Genomic DNA, 19295 nt, shown 5'->3' on the forward strand with positions numbered 1-19295 from the left:
TACATCAGTGAAAACGAATAAATTACTTATTTTTATCTTATGCTGCTTTGTACTACTGGCGGGCTGTCAGGGGAATAGTGAATCACAAAGTGAAAACAGTAACCGAGATGAGATCGTATATGCTAGTACAAAAGATATCCGTGATATTAATCCTCATTTGTATAGTGGAGAGATGTCTGCCCAAAACATGGTGTTTGAATCTCTTGTAGTAAATACAGAGGATGGTGTGAAACCAGCTTTAGCTGATAGGTGGGTTATTTCAGATGATGGATTAGAGTATACCTTCCATTTAAGACAGGGAGTTACTTTCTCAGATGGAGAACCATTTAATGCTGAAGCTGTTAAATTGAATATGGATGCTATTTTAGACAATAGTGAGCGCCATGCATGGCTTGACATGGTGAATGAAATTAAGGAAAACGTTGTAGTAGATGAATATACGTATAAACTTGTGCTAAAGCATCCATACTACCCGACTTTAACGGAATTAGGCCTTACCCGTCCGTTTCGATTTATATCTCCAAAGTCGTTTGTAGATGGACAAACAAAAGATGGAGTGAAAACCTATGCAGGCACAGGTCCATGGGTGTTAACGGAACATAAAAAAGATCAATATGCTGTCTTTAAAGTAAATGAACATTATTGGGGCGAAAAACCGAAAGTCCAATCTGTAAGATGGAAGGTTATGCCAGATCATCAAACAATACTCCTCGCTCTTGAGAAAGGAGAGATTGATCTCATTTTCGGAGCGGACGGAGATATGATAGATATTAATTCTTTCAAAGCCTTAGAAGAACAAGGAAAATACCAAACAGAGGTTAGTCAGCCAATTGCATCCCGTGCGATACTATTAAATTCAAACAAGGAAATAACAGGAGATCAAAAAGTTCGTGAAGCGTTTCAATATGCAATTGATAAACAAACCATTGCCAAAGATATTTTAAATGGCTCTGAAACAGTTGCAGATACGCTGCTTTCATCCACTGTACCTTATAGTGATGTAGATTTAGAGAAGAAATCATTTGATCCTGATCAAGCAAATAAATTATTAGAAGAAGCCGGCTGGAAACTAGCGGATGATCAATATCGCTATAAAGACGGGGAAAAATTAGAGGTTTCTATTTACTATAATTCTGATAATGCCCAAGAAAAAACGATCAGTGAATATATGCAAAGTGATCTAAAAAATGTCGGTGTTAGTCTTAACATTATTGGTGAAGAAAAACAGGCGTTTTTAGATCGTCAAAAAACCGGGGATTTTGATTTAATGTATTCTTTATCTTGGGGAACACCATATGACCCTCAATCTTATTTATCATCCTGGAGGATACCGGCTCATGGTGATTACCAAGCACAAATCGGGCTAGATAAGAAAAAATGGCTAGATAATACAATTACAGCTGTGATGATTGAGGCGAATGAAGAAAAACGTAAGGAAATGTATGCAGATATTTTAACATACGTTCATAACGAAGATGTCTATATTCCGCTTACCTATTCACGTACGAAGGCTGTTCATGTTCCTGAGTTAAAAGGAGTATCATTTAATGTATCTCAATACGAAATACCTTTTGAAAACATGTATTTCGATAACTAAGTGAATCGTTGAAAAGGCAGATTTATGTATCTGCCTTTTCAAATGTTAAGGAGATTTGAAGTAATAGATGAAAAATTACATCTTTAAAAGAATCTTGAGTCTAATACCACTACTAATAGGGATATCATTGTTTTCGTTTATTTTAATGAGTCTAAGTCCAAGCGATCCTGCAGAAGTGGCACTTCGGGTAAATGAAATTACACCGACTAAAGAGGCAGTAGCGGAGATGCGTGAAGAACTTGGGTTGGACGAGCCTTTTATCGAAAGATATATTACTTGGATAACCAATAGTTTGCACGGTGATTTAGGCAATAGTTATATAACGAATGAACCAGTCATTGAAGAAATACTTCAGGCTCTACCGGCAACTCTATTGTTAGCATTCATATCACTTTTAATCATTCTGATTGTTAGTATGGTAGCAGCTGTACTTTGTACGATATATGAAGGTAGTCTAATCGACCGAAGTATTAGAGGGATTGTCTTTTTTGCTGAGGCAGTACCGAGTTTTTGGATTGGCCTTCTTTTTATGTGGTTTTTTTCGGTAAAGTTGAACTTGTTTCCGACGAGTGGTATGGAGACGCCGAGCTCGGTTATTCTTCCTGCCATAACCCTTTCGCTTGCCTATATTTCAACGTACGTAAGGCTGCTCCGGAATAATATGGTGCAAAACAAAGTAGAAAATTATGTATTATATGCAAAAGCCCGCGGTTTAAAGGAACGAATCATTATTAGTCATATTATGAAAAACTCACTTCAAACAGCCATTACCGCTCTAGGGATGTCTATTCCAAAGCTTATAGCCGGAACAGTTATTATAGAGAATATTTTTGCGTGGCCGGGAGTTGGCAGACTATGTGTAACCGCGATATTTAATCATGATTATCCAATGATTCAGGCCTATGTTTTTCTAATGGCTTCTTTATTTGTTGTATGTAATTTACTTGTAGATATTGTGGCAAGGTTTTTAGATCCGAGATTGAGAAATGAGGCATAAGTGTGGATGTGTTAAAAAGATTAAAAGAGGATCGTCTCGCTCTTTTGTGTATGTTTTTTTTACTTGTTGTGATACTAGCAGGAATTTTTGCTCCAATTATTGCTCCACATAGTCCGGCTGAAATGAATGTGAAAGAAAAATTTGCGAGCCTGAGTATGAATTACCCATTAGGTACAGATCATTTAGGTCGATGTATTTTATCAAGAGTATTATTTGGAATTCGTACGACAGTATTTATTTCTTTACTAGCCATGACGATGACGATTCTATTTGGAACACTGCTTGGTGTTCTTGCAGGAGGATTACGCGGGAAAGTGGATGGGTTCATCATGAGAATCTGCGATGTTTTTCTATCTTTTCCAAATGAGATCATTATTTTAGCCATTATAGGGATGTTAGGTCCCGGGCTTTTTAATGTTGTGTTAGCATGCATTATTGCCAAGTGGGCATGGTATACTCGTATGATTCGGACGATTGTCTTACATTATACGGATCAAAATTATGTCCGTTTTGCCCGCGTTTCAGGATGCAGTATGGGGCATATTGTAAAAAAACATTTACTCCCCGGTGCAGCAGGTGAAATATCGGTTCTTGCTACACTTGATACTGGAGCGGTGATTTTAATGATATCAGCTCTTTCTTTTTTAGGATTGGGTATACAAGCTCCAACTCCTGAATGGGGAATGATGCTCAATGAAGCGAAAAATGTAATGATAGTGCACCCTTTTCAGATGGTTGCCCCTGGGATCGCCATTTTATTAGTTGTCGCGGCGTTTAACTTCTTAGGTGACAGCTTACAGGATGCCTTCAATACTAAGCGGGGAAAGCGTGCGGGGTGAAATAAATGAGTTTGTTAGAAGTTAAAAACTTAACCATTATAGAACAAAAGGGAGAAGAACTAGTGAAGGATGTAAGTTTTTCATTAGAACATAATACTTGTCTCGGGATTGTTGGGGAAAGTGGAAGTGGAAAATCCTTGACTGCAAAGGCCCTTCTAGGTTTACTTCATCCCTCCATCGAAGTAACGGGCTCGGTATGCTTTTGGGGAAAGAATTTACTTGATATGAAAGCAAAAGAATGGAGAGAAATAAGAGGAAAGCGTATATGTATGGTTTTACAAGATGCGATGTCCGCTTTTGATCCATTATCGAAAATAGGCAGTCAAATGATTGAAACATTATGTGAAAACCTCAACATTTCGAAAAAAGAGGCAAAAACACGCTCAGTCGAAGAACTTGAAAAGATGCACATTAAAGATCCGAAACAAGTTCTAAAAAAATATCCTCATCAACTTTCAGGAGGAATGCTACAACGCTGTATGATCGCCATTGCAATGGCAGTTAAACCGGATATTATTATTGCTGATGAACCTACAACTGCCCTGGATTCGATTACTCAAAATGAAGTTGTAAAAGAATTTCAAAGGATGCAAAGGGAACAAAATACAGCGATCATTTTTATTTCTCATGATCTTGGAGTAGTACAGACATTAGCGCAAACTGTGCTTGTTATGAAGGAAGGTAAACAAGTAGAGTACGGTCATGTAAAAGAGGTATTTCTACATCCTAAGCATAGCTATACACAATATTTAGTTAGTACTAGAGTACAATTAACAAAGTCCTTTACAGAGGCAATGAGAAGGGATACTGTTTTAAGATGCTAGAGGTAAAAGAAGTATATAAAGGATATGTGAAAACAGGTAGTTTTTTAAAACGGGAAAAGCTGAATGTCCTTGATGGTATATCTTTTACAATCAATGCCGGTGAATGTGTAGGATTAGTGGGTGAAAGCGGCAGTGGTAAAAGCACTTTAAGTCGATTGATATTAGGTCTTGAAAAAGTAGATAAGGGTAGCATTGTTGTTGAAGGGGAACATGTTTCAGATTGGTTGAAAAGAAACAAGGGACAAATGAGTGTTGTTTTCCAAGATTACACATCATCAGCTAATCCCCGCTTTAAAGTAAGTGATATTATAGCGGAACTTTTTTATGCATTTGGAGAAAAAGAGGGTATCAAGGATAGAGTGGAACAATTATTAACAATGGTCGGCTTACCTTTATCGGTTGCCAACCGATATCCACACGAATTAAGCGGCGGGCAATTACAACGTGTGTGTATTGCGAGAGCGATAAGTATGAATCCCAGAATGTTAATTCTTGATGAAGCGATTAGCTCACTTGATGTTTCGATACAGGCACAAATGATGGAAATATTCCGCAAGATTAAAGAGGATATGAACATCACGATTTTATTTATTGCTCATGACTTACAAGCTGTTTCGCATTTATGTGATAAAATCATGTTTTTACAAAGCGGACAAATTGTTGAACAAATTGATACGAGAGAGCTTTATCGTGTTCAACATGAGTATGCACAAAAACTGATCGATTCTGTTATTCCGTTTGAAGTCTAATTATATACGATTAACTCTAAAGGAGAAGGTACTGAATCTACCAAAAAGCTTTATTAATCTTGCTTAAACCTCAGGAACCTTATAGTAGATGTCGATTGGTGAAGAAATGAAACTAAGATGAACATAGAAACATGTTTCGAGAATTTTATCGGTTGAGTTTGTATAAACAAGGCATTCGAAATGATTTAATTCCGAATGCCTATAAAATTTAAAAACATTAAAAAATAAATACAAAGGATGAATTCTTAGGCTAGCTTAAACGGATAGAAAATTAACCTCTTCAAAGTTAACCAAACTGATTGAGCTTTACATCACACTAAGACTTCCTAGCACACCAAATTGCAAGTTGGAGCGTAAGGGCATCTTTAAAATTTTTGGGGTCGTAACCGGTTTCTTCGTGAACTTTGGTTAATCGATAAATCAGTGTATTTCGATGGATAAACAGTTCATCTGCTGTTTGTTGAATGTTTAGGTTTTTACTAAAAAAGGTTTCGAGTGTTTGGGTGTATTTTTTTATGCTATTGTTTATTATCCGTTCGGAGAATTTTTCGGTCCATGCTGAATCAATTAAATGAATTAAGGCTTCTGCTTCAATGTCTGCAAATGAGATGAAATCCTCGCTTTCCAAGCTGAGTTTTAAGGTTAACTCACAGTTTGTGTACGAATGTCTAAATTCATTAAGTAATGAAAATGTTGTACTATAGGCAAGTTTGAATGTTAATTTCTTATTTTTTAATTCTTTATAAATTCGATTTCGTTTCTTATTGGCTTCAGCTTCCGGCATACCTGAAAGGACGAAGAAAAGTCTATTAATATTAATAAAACATGAAAATCCATTGTGATCACCGATTATTCTCTCTACTGCTTGAATAATCGTTTGGTTGGAAATGGAACGTTCTTGTAGTTGGACAACATGTATAGTAAATGGGGCTATAAGTGCTGTTTCAAGTAAATTTAAGCCACGATCAACATTTTTATAAGAAGGCAGCTCTTTTAATAATTCTTCAACGATCATTTCTTTCATTCGTTGCTGCCACTCCAATTGATTTGCTATAAATTTTTCTTTAATCATTAATTCTGTAATCATTTTGACAATACCCGCAAAGTCTTTGACTTCTGTGGGGTCTCCTGTGATACCGATCACCCCAACAATTTCTCCGTGAAACTCGATGGGGAGGTTAATCCCTTGATGGGCACCGCGCCATCCTTTTTCTTTATCGGCAAAAATGGTCAAGGGCTTGCGGGTTCTTAATACTTCTTCGGCTCCCCCGTGGATGTCATCAATTCGTGAAGGATCAGTGGAAGCAATAATAATTCCCTTTTCATTCATAATATTGATGTTTCGATTTAATTTCTGTGAGGTTTCATTGACGATAGTCTGGGCCATTTCTTTTGTTAGCATCCCTTTTCCTCCATAAAATTAGTTATACCTTACAAAAAAATCTTAATTTTCCCTCTCTTTTTTATATGGTACACACGATGAATTAATTAAACAACCTTAGTATAATGAATATATTAAATGTAAACGTTTTCTTTTTTGGGGAAGGAGAGAAATTTATGAAGATTGTGATAGCACCTGACTCATTTAAAGGGAGTGTAAGTGCAGTTGAAGCAGCACTTGCGATTGAAAGAGGAATTTTGAAAGCGTTCCCTGATTTTGAGACAGTTTGTTTGCCAATTGGAGATGGTGGTGAGGGGACACTTGATACATTGGTTGCAGCTACAAATGGTCATACGAAGGCGGTTAGAGTTACCGGTCCACTAGGGCAACAGATTGATGCAGAATATGGCATTTTAGGTGATAACAAAACATGTGTTATTGAGATGGCGACAGCTTCAGGACTTGCACTGGTCCCTGAGGGGCAATTAAATCCTCTCAAGGCAACAACTTACGGAACAGGAGAGCTGATCCGTCATGCGTTTGACAGTGGGTATACATCCTTCATTCTCGCATTAGGTGGTTCTGCCACAAATGATGGCGGGGTAGGAATGCTGCAGGCACTTGGTTTAAAGGTTTTAGATGAGAATGGAAATGAAATCGGCCAAGGCGGTGGTGAGCTTGGAAAGGTTCACACTATTGATGTGAGTGATCTTAATCCACGGATTCGTACTTCAACGTTTTTAATCGCATCTGATGTGGAGAATCCTTTAATTGGTCCCAATGGTGCTTCTTACGTATTCGGTCCGCAAAAGGGGGCAAATTTAGATATCGTTAAAAAGCTTGATACCAATTTGTCCCATTGGGGAGATTGTGTTGAAAAAGTAACCGGAGTCAGGCTCCATGAATTAAAAGGAGCAGGAGCTGCCGGGGGAATTGGTGGTGCATTTCAAGCTTTCTTTCCATCAAACATGAGGAGGGGCATCGATGTTGTTATCGAACATACTGGATTCCGGAAGACTCTTAATGGAGCAGACTTAGTTATTACCGGTGAGGGACAAGTAGATTTCCAAACGGCATCAGGAAAAACTCCAATGGGGGTTGCACAGACGGCCCAGTCTCATGACATTCCTACTATTATTCTTGCAGGATCTGTTGGAGCAGGAGTTGATGTCCTTTATCAATATGGAATTGTAAGTGTAAATAGCATTATAAATCGGCCAATGACGTTGAATGAAGCAATGGAAAATGCAGAGAAACTAATCGAATTCGCCGCTGAGCAAGTTGTACGATCCTATTTTAACGATCATAAAATGCAACAAGGAAAGGTGGTTCACTATAATGAAAATTAAACAGACCATTGAAAAAGTTCCTGGGGGGCTAATGGTTGTCCCACTTATGTTAGGTGCTGCGCTAAATACAATCGACCAAATGCATCTTCCGTTTATCATGGAAGGTCTGAAGTCTTTAGGTGTATCTCCAACAGAAGACGGTCATTATGAATTTCTGCGAATTGGAGGTTTTTCTCAACAGCTGTTTAAAGATGGAGCACTTGTTTTAATTGCTTTATTTCTTTTCTGTGCAGGAAGTCAAATGAACTTCCGTGTTGGGGGTACTGCATTAAAAAAAGGCGTAATGCTTACGTCTTCAAAATATTTAACAGGCTTAGCAATTGGTCTACTTTTCGGGTATTTATTTGATCCAATGTCCGGGATATTCGGCTTATCTACTGTTGCCATCATTGCCGCGATGACAAATGGAAATGGCGGGATGTTTGCTGCATTAACAAGTCAATACGGAAACCGTTCTGATATAGGTGCTGTAGCCGTTCTGTCCCTTAATGATGGACCATTTTTTACATTAATGTCTTTAGGTTTACTCGGATCGCAATTCCCGATTATCTCATTTATAGCTGTGTTACTTCCAATTTTAATTGGAATGATTTTAGGGAATCTTGACTCTGACATTCGCAAGTTCTTAAAACCAGGAGAAATTCTTCCTGTTCCGTTTTTTGCTTTTGCCCTGGGTGCAGGGATGAACTTTGCCACATTCTTTAACCCGGAAGTTTTAGCTGCAGGACTTACACTTGGAATTTTGACAACAGTTTTGACAGGGCTTACAGGTATGCTTGTCTTTAAATTATTTAGAGAAAAGAGCTATATTGCACCGGTTGCTGAAGCATCTACGGCAGGAAATGCAGTTGGTACACCAGCAGCGATTGCAGCAGCAGCTGCAGTAGCGGCAAGCTCTGGTATGATGTCAGAAGCAGATGCGGCGGCATATGCAGGGATCGTGAACATTGCAACGGCGCAAATCTCGATTTCAGTGTTGACGACAGCGATTCTTTGTCCAATTGCCGTTATCCTCGTAGATAAATGGCAAAGGAAAAGAGGGATTGACGGGAAGAATGAGCGAAGTAGTTCTGCCACCGTCGACCAAAGTCAGGAAGCTATTGTTAAATAACTCCAAATTACCCCTGAGATGCTCAGGGGTAAGGTTTTTCTTAAAGATCCAAAGAAGATCGTTCTGTAACTATTTCCAATATATTAAAGCGAGGGATTAAAGTGAAAACAACATTATTATATGGAAAAGAAGGTTTAACTCTGAATCTACCTGATAAAACATTTGTGGTAGAGCCTAACAACCTGGCTGGATTGGAAAATGATATGGAGGCATTAAAGACTGCATTGAACAATCCGATAGGTACTCCATCTTTAAAAGAAATGGTCAAACCAACAGATAAAGTTGCAATTGCCATTAGTGATATAACAAGACCAACGCCGAATCATAAGTTAATTCCTGCTCTGCTTGAAGAGTTAAAGCATGTACCTCTTGAAAACTTCGTAATTATTAATGGAACAGGAACACATCGCGATCAGACGAGAGAAGAGTTCATCCAAATGCTTGGCGAGTGGGTAGTTGATAATATCCGAATTATAAACAACCACTGCCATGATAAAGAGACGCATGTTAACTTAGGAAAAAGTAAATTTGGCTGTGATGTTTATTTAAACAAAGAATACGTTGAAGCAGATTTCCGGATTGTTACAGGTTTTATTGAGCCGCATTTCTTTGCAGGATTCTCTGGAGGACCTAAAGGAATCATGCCTGGAATCGCTGGAATTGAAACAATTATGACGTTCCATAACGCCAGAATGATCGGTGATGCCCGCTCAACATGGGGGAATATGGTTGAGAATCCAGTTCAGGAAATGACACGGGAAGTCAACAAGATGTGCAAGCCTCATTTTATGCTTAATGTAACATTGAATCGTGAAAAAGAAATTACCGCTGTTTTTGCGGGGGAACTATATGAAGCACATGACAGAGGGTGCGAATTTGTAAAAGAGCATGCAATGATTCGATGTGAAGAGCGCTTTGATGTTGTGATCACATCAAATTCCGGCTATCCACTTGATCAGAATCTCTATCAAGCTGTAAAAGGTATGAGTGCTGCTCATAAAATCGTAAAAAAGGGTGGAACAATTATTGTTGCATCTGAATGTTCTGATGGTCTTCCTGATCACGGAAATTATTCGAAAATCTTTGAACTTGCTGATAGCCCACAAGGCTTGCTCGATTTAATCGAGAATCCAGAATTTAAAATGTTTGATCAGTGGCAGGTTCAAAAACAAGCGGTTACCCAGGTTTGGGCGGATATTCATGTTTACTCAAAGCTGACAGATGAGCAAGTGCGATCTACTATGCTTAAACCAACCCATAATATAGAAAAAACACTTGAAGAGCTTAAACAAGTTTATGGAGAAAACATGACAATTGCTGTCCTACCACTTGGACCATTAACCATTCCTTATGTAGAGGAGTAGGAAATATATAAATATCAATTTTTTTAAGGGTGATAAAATTGCTGGAAAGTAAATATGAAAGATTGCAAGAGATTTTGGCAGAAATGGGGACTGTGGTCGTTGCCTTTTCCGGAGGTGTGGATAGTACATTTTTATTAAAAGCAGCACTTGATACACTGGGGAAGGAGAATGTGCTTGCTGTTACAGCAGACAGTGAGACATATCCTTTTGAAGAGCTCCAGGAAGCCATAAAATTAGCTAAACTTCTTGGAGCACGGCATGAAGTGATTCAAACGTCGGAGCTGGCGATCCCGGGATATGCTGAAAATACCTCAAACCGTTGCTACTTCTGTAAGAAAAACTTGTTTGAACATTTGGTCCCAATCATGCATGAGCAGCAATATAAAAATCTAGCTTTCGGTTTAATTGCCGATGACCTTGGTGAACATCGCCCAGGAACAAAAGCTGCAAAGGAATTCAACGTACGCGGACCACTCCAGGAAGCGGATCTATATAAAGACGATATTCGGGAGCTCTCTCAACAAATGGGATTACCGACGTGGGATAAGCCATCTTTTGCCTGTCTATCTTCACGAATTGCCTATGGAGAAAAGATTACGATTGAAAAACTTAATAGAATTGATCAATCAGAACAGGCTATCAGGACATTTGGTATCCGCCAAGTACGGGTGCGTACTCATGGAGAGATTGCGAGGATTGAAGTGGAGCCGTCTGAGATGTCTCAATTGCTAGAGCACCACAATGAAATTGTAAAAAAACTTCAGACATATGGATATACCTATGTAACACTTGACCTAACAGGATATAAAAGCGGCAGTATGAATAAAATACTGTTTGAAAGTGCCCATTAGAAATATTTCCTAGTAAATACAAATAGAATGATGTGGTAAGTGATATAAGACAAAAAATCTCCTTGATGAAATATAGTATCAAGGAGATTTTTTTGTTTTTAAGAATGTGTTGATCTTTTTTTGCCTTTCAGTATTTCTGCTTCACTTTTTAACCCTTTCAATAAGGAATAGGACATAACGAGCATGATAATCGCAAATGGGAGAGCAGCTGCAATCGATGCTGTTTGCAATACATCCAAGCCGCCAGCTAAGAGTAGAACTGCAGCTAAAGCTGATTGAATAATGCCCCATGTTACTTTTATTTTATTAGAAGGATTTAGCGTTCCGCCTTCACTTAACATACCTAATACAAATGTAGCTGTGTCGGCAACTGTAATATAATAAATAGCCACAACAGCAAACCCTAAAATACTTAAGAAAGAACTTAAGGGGAGATAATCAAAGAAGGTAAAAATAGCTAATGAGACGTTTTCGGTAATATTTTTAGCCAGCTCATGGTTTCCAGTGCTTTGAACGATCTCTAATGCGGAGCCTCCAAAAATGGACATCCAAAGACAAGTCCCCAGGGTAGGAACAATCAGAACGCCAAAAACAAACTCTTTTATTGTTCTTCCTTTTGAAACACGGGCAATAAACATTCCTACGAATGGAGCCCAGGCAATCCACCATGCCCAATAAAATAATGTCCATGATGCAATCCATTCTCCTTCACTAAAGGGCTTCAGTCTTAAACTCATATGGATAAAATCACTTAGATAGAGACCCGTTGTATTGAAGAAAACTTTGAAAACAGTCATTGTAGGACCCACAATTAAAATCAACAACATAATCGCAAAGGAGAAAACCATCGCTGCATTAGATAAGAACTGGATTCCTTTCTCTAAGCCTGTATTAATTGAGATGATAAAAAGGACTGTCGCCACTGCAATCACAATCATCTGAACGAATAACTCATTAGGAACTCCAAATAGGTCATGCATTCCTGCTGTAACCTGCATCGCACCAAGGCCTAGAGATGTTGCAATACCGAAAACAGTCGCAAAGATTGACAGTATATCAATCGTTTTGCCGATCGGACCATAAATTCTGTCACCAAGTATAGGATGGAACGCAGAACTAATCGCTGCAGGAAGTCTTTTGTTATATTGGAAAAAAGCAAGGGCCAAACCAATAACCGTGTAGATGGCCCATGGGTCCAGACCCCAATGGAAAAATGTATATTTCATTGCCGTATTGGCGGCTTCCACTGTATAGCCCTCTCCATACGGTGGAGTTGTATAATGGGTAACTGGTTCGGCAACACTCCAATAGACAATTCCGATACCCATCCCGGCACCGAATAACATCGCCAGCCAAGAAGGGGTACTGAAGTCAGGTCTGTCTGTTTTTTTGCCGAGTCGAATATGGCCGTACTTAGATAAAAGTAAATAAACAGAGAAAACCACGAAAAATAGGGAAGCAGCAAGATATACCCACCCGAGATAATCAATTGAACCATTATAGATGATATCTGTTACATAAGCGAGATTATCTGTAAAAAACACTCCCCATATTATAAAAGTGAGGATTAGTAATAATGAAATAATAAAAACGCTAGATTCTTTTTTACGTTTGCTGGCCATAAAAACCTCCCGGAAGTATAGAGCATGTTTTTTGTAAGGGAAAATGCTGCGTTTTAATTAGTTATCCTCCTTGTCGTAAAGACTATACAGAAAAATCCACTTGTCGATGTTCATTAACTCAACTAGCGGTACTTCTAAACCGCCTCCCAGATAAACACTGTGATCCTTAACTGCAACAACCATAGCTTCAAATAATTCAGTACTTTCCTTCTTTTTATATATGTCACCTACTGATGGTATAAATCCATTGTTTATACTACTTGTTAGATGTAACTCAATGTCCTGTAAATGTAATGAGTCAGCAGTTGAAATATCCTTAAAGTCAATTGGATGGCTGCCATTATCGCGGCCGGGTACCATTAATAAGTACTCATTGTGTTTGACTCCGTGAGAATTACTAGTAATGATTCCTTTTTCATCCACTTTTTCAACTTCTTCAATTTCATTTAAAAAATAAGTATCTAAGGAATCGGGCCTTGGATTGTGAATTAAAATATAATCTCCGACTTCAGCCTTTCGATCATTTCTAAGCGTGTATGCTTTATAGTTAAAAACAAAGCTGTCTAGTTCTTTGGGCTTGTATCTTTCTACTTGTGCAGCTTTTGTTAAATGCTGAGTTAGATCTCTTAGCCGTATAAGATGAATGGATTGCTTATACATTGGTTTAACTCCGTAAACCTTATGTAATTCATTATTGTAATATACAAATTGTCCTTTTCTTACTTGATACAATTTCACAATAAAACTCCTCTCAAGCATCTGTATATCAAACCTGCAAAATAACTATAACAACTAAAGAAATTAAACTTTTTAAAGATTATTATTATTAAGATGTCCTTTTTTAGGAAAAAAATGATAGTAGAAATGGAAAGTTGAAAAGGGGATAAGAAAACATTTATTGAAGATTAACACGGTTGTTTCTTTTACACATTATCACAAATTTCTCAGTGTCTTAACCTGTCTGTAAAATATAAAAAATGCCAACTTAAATAAGGGAGGGGACGTTAACGTCCCCTCCTATTTTTCCTTCTTTTCAATTGGTATATAATCTAAAATCTCCTTCGTTTCAAAGCTATCGAAGAGTTTGTTTTGCCAATCGTAATATTCGAGTCTTTCTTTAAGCTTTTTTATATCCATCTCGGCAGACTCACGAATATCTTCAGAAGTATTCGGATCAGCAATAAGCTCTTGTAAACTGGATATAGATTTTTCCATAGCAATGCTATTCATTGTGATCGCTGTGCGCCATTTTATTGTAAAGTAATCAAAAAAGCACTGATACCAGTCTTCTTTAATGACATATAGATCCTTTCTTTCGCCCTTTACCCAAACCTTATCCACCATATTTAAATCGAGTAAGCTTCGAACGGCAGTACTCATACTTGTTTTACTCATGCCGAGCTCTTCTTTCATTTCATCAAGTGTAAGCGGTTTATCAGAAAAGAAAAGAAGCCCGTATAATCGCCCTGCAGAGGGAGTGATTCCGTAAAGATTCATATTTTGAGCAATTGCATCGATTACCATTGTTCTTGTTCTTTCTAACTCTTCATTTCCTTTCAATCATCTCACATCCCAAAATATTTTATTAATATTTACATTCAGCCTACATATTAATTAGAGAAATGTAAACAACTCCTTTACTAGCTGATATGGAGGATTATGGAGGATTTCTAAGTATTCTGTTTGCATAGTACGTACAGTTATATCTGTACGTACTACACAAACAATTAAGGCGATATATGCCGTTTGAACTACTTTGAATTTTCAGTTTACAATTAAGAAGGTCCTAGAAAAACAAATAAAAAGGAGTGAAAGAATGGGAGAAAATGAAGTGAAGATAAGGGTTAATGATGTGACCAAGATTTTTGGGAAATCATTAAAGAAGGCTTTACAGTTAGTGAAAGAAGGAAAATCAAAAGAGCAAATATTAAAGGAAACCGGCTCAACTGTTGGAGTTAACCGGGCGTCCTTTGAAGTAAAGTCGGGCGAAATATTTGTGATTATGGGTTTATCAGGGAGTGGTAAATCGACCTTAGTACGATTGCTTAACCGCCTTATTGAACCAACATTAGGGCAGGTTCAAATTGATGGGAAAGATGTCGTGAAGATGAATAAGGAAGAACTAAGAGAGGTACGAAGGAAAAAAATAAGTATGGTATTTCAAAAGTTTGCCTTGTTTCCGCATAAAACAGTTCTTGAAAACACGGAATATGGGCTGGAAATTCAAGGTGTAGCAAAGGACGAAAGAAGCCATAAAGCATTAGAAGCATTGGAATTAGTTGGATTAAAGGGCTATGAAAACCAACTTCCAAGTCAACTGAGTGGTGGAATGCAGCAGCGTGTAGGACTTGCACGAGCACTGGCAAATGATCCTGATGTTCTTTTAATGGATGAAGCTTTTAGCGCATTGGATCCGTTGATCCGAAAAGACATGCAGGATGAGTTGCTAGAGTTACAATCAAATATGGAGAAGACAATCGTCTTTATTACCCATGATTTGGATGAAGCCCTTCGTATTGGTGACAGAATAGCCCTTATGAAGGATGGTAACATCGTACAAATAGGAACACCTGAAGAAATATTAATGAATCCTTCTAATGAATATGTTGAGAGATTCGTAGAGGATGTTGATCTTTCTAAGGTACTGACTGCACAACATGTAATGAAACGTGCCGAAACCGTACAAGTTGATAAGGGTCCGCGTGTTGCCCTTGCATTAATGAAAAATTTAGGGATTTCCTCTATATATGTTGTTGATAAACAGCAGACTCTTCTCGGTGTTATTACCGCCAAAGATGCCTCAAAAGCAGCCGAAGAAAATAAGTCCTTAGATTCATTCCTAGAGAAAGATATAAGTGTGGTAGGAACGGAAACGTTATTAATCGATCTATTTGATAAAGTTTCATCTGCAACAATTCCAGTTGCGGTTACGGATGAAAATAACCGATTAAAAGGGATTTTAATTAAAGGTGCAGTAATAGGAGCACTTACGGGGAACGAACAATATATAAATGGGGTTGCCGAACCTGAAGTACCGGTTGCTAAGGAGGTGATGTAAGGTGGAAGGAATGTTACCGAAACTTCCCTTAGCTGATTGGATAGATGCTTTAGTCGATTGGATGACAGATACCTTCGGGGGATTGTTTGACGGCATATCTGATGGGGTTGGATTTTTTGTTGATGGAATTGTTGCAGGTTTAAGCTTTATCCCGTCAATTTTACTAATTATACTTATAAGTTTACTAGCTTGGAAGGTTTGTAATATAAGAATTGCTTTATTTGCATTAATAGGCTTACTACTTATTGATAATTTAGGATATTGGGAGGAAATGTTAGAGACGTTAGCGCTCGTGTTAACGGCTGTGTTAATTTCAATCGTCATTGGAATTCCGGTTGGAATTTGGGCATCACAAAGTGAAAATGTAAGGAAAATCGTTACACCGATCCTTGATTTGATGCAGACGATGCCGGCTTTCGTTTACTTATTACCAGCCATCTTTTTCTTTAGTATAGGTGTGGTGCCAGGAGTTATTGCATCCGTTATTTTTGCCATGCCGCCAACGATTCGGTTAACTGTACTTGGTATTAAACAAGTACCTGCAGACTTAATTGAAGCAACGGAAGCTTTTGGTTCTACGACTAAGCAAAAGCTGTTAAAGGTGCAATTGCCACTGGCTATGCCAACGATTATGGCAGGAATTAATCAAAGTATCATGTTAGCGTTATCCATGGTTGTCATCGCATCTATGGTAGGAGCGCCAGGTCTCGGCACAGAAGTTTATCGTGCTGTTACCCAAATTAAAACTGGTGTAGGATTTGAGGCTGGATTAGCAATCGTCGTCATTGCTATTTTGCTGGACCGTATCACACAAAATATAGGTAAGAAAAAACAAGGGGGAACAGTATAATGTTAAAAAAATTAGTAGGAGTTACATCTGCATTAACACTCACTTTAGGTTTAGCTGCATGTGGAGGAAATGAAACAGGAGGATCATCTTCAGAAGGCTCATCTGAATCTATAGGAGAACAGCTTGATTATGAAATTGTGGGAATCGATCCAGGTGCAGGAATCATGAAATTGACGATCAATGAAGTTTTACCTGAATACGGGCTAGATGACTGGGAAGTAGTAGAGGGTTCTGGTGCAGCTATGACTGCAGCTTTGAAAAAGGCATATGATAAAGAGGAACCTATTATTGTAACAGGCTGGAGCCCGCACTGGAAGTTTGCAAGCTATGACTTAAAATACTTAGAAGATCCGAAAGGTATCTATGGTGGAGCAGAAGATGTTAACACAATTGTTCGTCAAGGATTAAAGGAAGACCATCCTGATGCTTATAAGCTTCTTGATCAATTTAATTGGGAACCGGAACATATCGAAGCAGTGATGAATTTAATCCAAGAAGGAAATGATCCGGCAGAAGCAGCAGCACAATGGGCAGGCGAAAATGAAGAATTGGTTAGCGCTTGGACTGAAGGGGTTAACAACGTTGACGGTGAAGAGTTAAAGATTCTTTATGTAGCATGGGATGATGTTATCGCAAGTTCACATGTTGTAGAAAATGTCTTGGAAAGTGTTGGATATGAAGTGGAACTAGTTCAAGTTGATGCAGGTCCAATGTGGGCTGGTATTGCAGATGGAAGCGGAGATGCGATGGTAGGTGCGTGGTTGCCTACAACTCATGCTGACTATTACGCTGAATACGAAGGACAATTTGAAGACCTGGGTCCAAACCTTACTGGAACTAAGCTTGGATTAGTCGTTCCAGCATATATGGATATTGACTCGATTGAAGATCTAAAAGAATGATAAATAAAAGAAAAGATAGCTAGGAAATAATTAGCTATCTTTTCTTTTGGTTGTTTTAGAAAAAATTGTTTCTTTTCAATGATATTGTAACTCTATAGCGCAATGGAACGGACTAACTTTCACTTTTAACTGCTTTAAATAACAACAAAGTGCGAAAGCTGTCTTTCTTTTTAAGATAATTTTGTTTTATAAAACTGACTAACTTTCAATTACCGATCCACCCTAATTCTCTAGAAATATCCTTCGAACATTTTAGCACTGCGTCTATGTATGTATTTAATTGTTCCAAAAGCCAAGCATGATAAATGGATATACTAATTGATGCAACAACCGTATCATCCCATGAAAAAATAGGGGCTGCAATACTGGTGATATCCTTCTCTTTTTCTCCTAAAGTGATGGAAAAGCCGTATTGTTTTATGATCCTTAACTCGGACTCTAATTCAGTTCTATCAGTTATCAGCTTTTGATTTAAAAGATCAGAGACTATTTTATCTCTTGTATTGAGGTTTACATTTGCAAGTAATACTTTATTAGGAGCATCTACTGAGAGCGGAAGACGTATCCCCTTAATTTCGGTATTAAAATGATAGATTGGTTTTGCAGCATTTACACAATCTAAAACAACCCCTTCATTTCCTTCTACAATTGTTAAATATACATTTTCCTTTGTTTTTTTTGATAATTCAATAAGAAAAGGCAGAGCAGTATTACGAATCGTATTATTTTCCCTAACAGAAAGACCTAAGTCTATTATTTTTGTACCAAGACTAAATCTGCGGGTTTCCTTGTTTTGAACAACAAATCCTACCTCACATAAACAATTTAATAACCGATGTACAGTTTGAACGGGAATATCAATTTCTCTACTTATTTCAGTAGTACTCCAATCATCTTTTTCATTACTAGGCTTCAATAAACTTAGCAATACCATTGATTTTTGTATAACCCCTGACAATCTGAACAACTCCTATGTATTTTTAAATTAATAGTAAAGGAAATACCTTGATTTTTTTGTTAGTGTGTTAGATTTTCCTACGAACTTTTTTGAAAAATTCCAGGAGGCATCACATTGTTTGGGAGTGTTTTCATCTTACCGTTATTGCGGTTTTTCTCAATATTATAATAGTAGAAACTCGGAAGAAAATGAAATTTTTTATTGGTGGGGAGTGCCTAAAAAAATATATAAGCAGAAAAGGCTCAAATAAATCCCTTTCTGCTTATAAAATAATGACTATTCAAGGTTAGCGTGTCTACTAAACATAGATGAAGAATTTAACCCTTCCAAATCCATATATCTAAGAATGACAGAATCAAAAAATAGTAGTAACGTTTGTTCAAATAGAGAAGCCATTGGTTGGATCGTTTGATACTTGCTTGTTTCCTGGTCTTTAGGTGAACCAGGCATCTTGACGACAATTTCAGCTAGTTTTCCAATTGTGGATTCAGGATTAATGGTAACAACAGCCACTTTAGCCCCATACCCTTTTGCTTTCTCAGCCATCGTAATTAAACTCTTTGTTTCTCCGGAACCTGAAGCAATAATAAGTAAATCATCTTCTGTAATATTGGCAGTCACTGTTTCACCGACCACATATGAGTCGATTCCCATATGCATCATCCTCATGGCAAATGACTTGCCCATAAAACCTGATCGACCTGCACCTGCAACAAACACTTTTTTAGAGGATCTAATGGCTCCAACTAGATTCTCAGCATCAGCATCAGTTATATATTGAACAGATTGGTTCAATTCTTCCAGTACTTTTGATAGATAATAGGATGTTTCCATATTCAAGCC

General features: G+C 37.8%; 18 protein-coding genes. 12 read left to right on the forward strand and 6 right to left on the reverse strand.

The annotated features are described in order from the left end of the window. The first annotated feature begins 7 nt into the window (after positions 1–7). From nikA to HWV59_RS07280, 5 genes are all read left to right on the forward strand, one after another. Entirely contained in the window at positions 8–1597 is a 1590-nt protein-coding gene (gene nikA, locus HWV59_RS07260; protein WP_175638455.1) for a nickel ABC transporter substrate-binding protein, read from the forward strand. Positions 1598–1664: 67 nt separating this feature from the next. Next, a complete protein-coding gene (gene opp1B / locus HWV59_RS07265) occupies positions 1665–2594 on the forward strand; it encodes a nickel/cobalt ABC transporter permease (RefSeq protein WP_175638456.1) in 930 nt (309 codons plus the stop codon). Between the two features lie 2 nt (positions 2595–2596). Next, on the forward strand, positions 2597–3433 hold the full coding sequence (gene opp1C / locus HWV59_RS07270) for a nickel/cobalt ABC transporter permease (protein ID WP_175638457.1): 837 nt from the start codon (positions 2597–2599) through the stop codon (positions 3431–3433). A gap of 5 nt (positions 3434–3438) precedes the next feature. Next, positions 3439–4257, forward strand: coding sequence for an ABC transporter ATP-binding protein (locus tag HWV59_RS07275; RefSeq protein ID WP_175638458.1), 819 nt, complete (start codon positions 3439–3441; stop codon positions 4255–4257). Then, positions 4251–5006: an ABC transporter ATP-binding protein gene (locus HWV59_RS07280; RefSeq protein ID WP_175638459.1), complete on the forward strand. Its 756-nt coding sequence runs from the start codon at positions 4251–4253 to the stop codon at positions 5004–5006. Before HWV59_RS07275 ends, HWV59_RS07280 begins: the two co-directional genes overlap by 7 nt. A gap of 316 nt (positions 5007–5322) precedes the next feature. Here HWV59_RS07280 and HWV59_RS07285 read toward each other — a convergent pair whose 3' ends face one another. Continuing rightward, positions 5323–6408 carry a CdaR family transcriptional regulator gene (locus tag HWV59_RS07285; protein WP_175638460.1) on the reverse strand — a complete coding sequence of 362 codons (1086 nt, stop codon included), beginning with the start codon at positions 6406–6408 and terminating at the stop codon, positions 5323–5325. 155 nt (positions 6409–6563) lie between these two features. On the opposite strand from HWV59_RS07285, the gene HWV59_RS07290 reads away from it, so the two are divergent. The 4 genes from HWV59_RS07290 (at position 6564) to larE (ending at position 11062) form a co-directional block, all read left to right on the forward strand. Further along, positions 6564–7736, forward strand: coding sequence for a glycerate kinase (locus HWV59_RS07290; RefSeq protein ID WP_175638461.1), 1173 nt, complete (start codon positions 6564–6566; stop codon positions 7734–7736). Continuing rightward, positions 7726–8847: a 2-keto-3-deoxygluconate permease gene (locus HWV59_RS07295; RefSeq protein ID WP_175638462.1), complete on the forward strand. Its 1122-nt coding sequence runs from the start codon at positions 7726–7728 to the stop codon at positions 8845–8847. Before HWV59_RS07290 ends, HWV59_RS07295 begins: the two co-directional genes overlap by 11 nt. Before the next feature lie 101 nt (positions 8848–8948). Further along, positions 8949–10211 (forward strand): nickel-dependent lactate racemase, encoded by a 1263-nt coding sequence (larA, locus tag HWV59_RS07300; protein ID WP_175638463.1) that lies wholly within the window; start codon positions 8949–8951, stop codon positions 10209–10211. A gap of 38 nt (positions 10212–10249) precedes the next feature. Then, positions 10250–11062 carry an ATP-dependent sacrificial sulfur transferase LarE gene (larE, locus tag HWV59_RS07305; protein ID WP_175638464.1) on the forward strand — a complete coding sequence of 271 codons (813 nt, stop codon included), beginning with the start codon at positions 10250–10252 and terminating at the stop codon, positions 11060–11062. 98 nt (positions 11063–11160) lie between these two features. On the opposite strand, the gene HWV59_RS07310 is transcribed toward larE, so the two are convergent. From HWV59_RS07310 to HWV59_RS07320, 3 genes are all read right to left on the reverse strand, one after another. Then, complete coding sequence (locus tag HWV59_RS07310; protein WP_175638465.1) at positions 11161–12684, reverse strand: glycine betaine uptake BCCT transporter; 1524 nt, start codon at positions 12682–12684, stop codon at positions 11161–11163. 57 nt (positions 12685–12741) lie between these two features. Next, positions 12742–13422, reverse strand: coding sequence for a hypothetical protein (locus HWV59_RS07315; protein ID WP_175638466.1), 681 nt, complete (start codon positions 13420–13422; stop codon positions 12742–12744). A 279-nt stretch (positions 13423–13701) separates the two neighbouring features. Next, positions 13702–14244, reverse strand: coding sequence for a GbsR/MarR family transcriptional regulator (locus tag HWV59_RS07320; RefSeq protein ID WP_102229987.1), 543 nt, complete (start codon positions 14242–14244; stop codon positions 13702–13704). A gap of 256 nt (positions 14245–14500) precedes the next feature. Here HWV59_RS07320 and HWV59_RS07325 point away from each other — a divergent pair, with 256 nt between their 5' ends. Genes HWV59_RS07325 through HWV59_RS07335 form a run of 3 tightly spaced genes read left to right on the forward strand, consistent with a single transcriptional unit; the run spans position 14501 to position 17494 of the window. Further along, a complete protein-coding gene (locus HWV59_RS07325; protein ID WP_102229988.1) occupies positions 14501–15742 on the forward strand; it encodes a quaternary amine ABC transporter ATP-binding protein in 1242 nt (413 codons plus the stop codon). Positions 15743–15752: 10 nt separating this feature from the next. Beyond that, positions 15753–16592, forward strand: a complete 840-nt coding sequence (locus HWV59_RS07330; protein WP_175640002.1) for an ABC transporter permease — start codon at positions 15753–15755, stop codon at positions 16590–16592. After that, positions 16592–17494: a glycine betaine ABC transporter substrate-binding protein gene (locus HWV59_RS07335; RefSeq protein ID WP_102229989.1), complete on the forward strand. Its 903-nt coding sequence runs from the start codon at positions 16592–16594 to the stop codon at positions 17492–17494. The genes HWV59_RS07330 and HWV59_RS07335 overlap by 1 nt, the downstream gene beginning before the upstream one ends. A 205-nt stretch (positions 17495–17699) precedes the next feature. Here HWV59_RS07335 and HWV59_RS07340 read toward each other — a convergent pair whose 3' ends face one another. Beyond that, positions 17700–18452, reverse strand: a complete 753-nt coding sequence (locus HWV59_RS07340; protein ID WP_175638467.1) for an IclR family transcriptional regulator — start codon at positions 18450–18452, stop codon at positions 17700–17702. Positions 18453–18728: 276 nt separating this feature from the next. Continuing rightward, positions 18729–19286 carry a 6-phospho-3-hexuloisomerase gene (hxlB, locus tag HWV59_RS07345; protein WP_175638468.1) on the reverse strand — a complete coding sequence of 186 codons (558 nt, stop codon included), beginning with the start codon at positions 19284–19286 and terminating at the stop codon, positions 18729–18731. Positions 19287–19295: the final 9 nt, after the last annotated feature.

Source organism: Metabacillus schmidteae, from assembly GCF_903166545.1.
In the GTDB taxonomy this organism is placed as follows: domain Bacteria; phylum Bacillota; class Bacilli; order Bacillales; family Bacillaceae; genus Metabacillus; species Metabacillus schmidteae.

Bases quoted from the DNA above. Each gene is read 5' to 3' on its own strand.
- HWV59_RS07290 (WP_175638461.1), top strand. From the start codon at position 6,564: ATGAAGATTGTGATAGCACCTGACTCATTTAAAGGGAGTGTAAGTGCA.
- HWV59_RS07330 (WP_175640002.1), top strand. From the start codon at position 15,753: ATGTTACCGAAACTTCCCTTAGCTGATTGGATAGATGCTTTAGTCGAT.
- HWV59_RS07285 (WP_175638460.1), bottom strand. From the start codon at position 6,408: ATGCTAACAAAAGAAATGGCCCAGACTATCGTCAATGAAACCTCACAG.
- opp1B (WP_175638456.1), top strand. From the start codon at position 1,665: ATGAAAAATTACATCTTTAAAAGAATCTTGAGTCTAATACCACTACTA.
- HWV59_RS07335 (WP_102229989.1), top strand. From the start codon at position 16,592: ATGTTAAAAAAATTAGTAGGAGTTACATCTGCATTAACACTCACTTTA.
- HWV59_RS07310 (WP_175638465.1), bottom strand. From the start codon at position 12,684: ATGGCCAGCAAACGTAAAAAAGAATCTAGCGTTTTTATTATTTCATTA.
- HWV59_RS07325 (WP_102229988.1), top strand. From the start codon at position 14,501: ATGGGAGAAAATGAAGTGAAGATAAGGGTTAATGATGTGACCAAGATT.
- hxlB (WP_175638468.1), bottom strand. From the start codon at position 19,286: ATGGAAACATCCTATTATCTATCAAAAGTACTGGAAGAATTGAACCAA.
- HWV59_RS07295 (WP_175638462.1), top strand. From the start codon at position 7,726: ATGAAAATTAAACAGACCATTGAAAAAGTTCCTGGGGGGCTAATGGTT.
- HWV59_RS07275 (WP_175638458.1), top strand. From the start codon at position 3,439: ATGAGTTTGTTAGAAGTTAAAAACTTAACCATTATAGAACAAAAGGGA.
- HWV59_RS07280 (WP_175638459.1), top strand. From the start codon at position 4,251: ATGCTAGAGGTAAAAGAAGTATATAAAGGATATGTGAAAACAGGTAGT.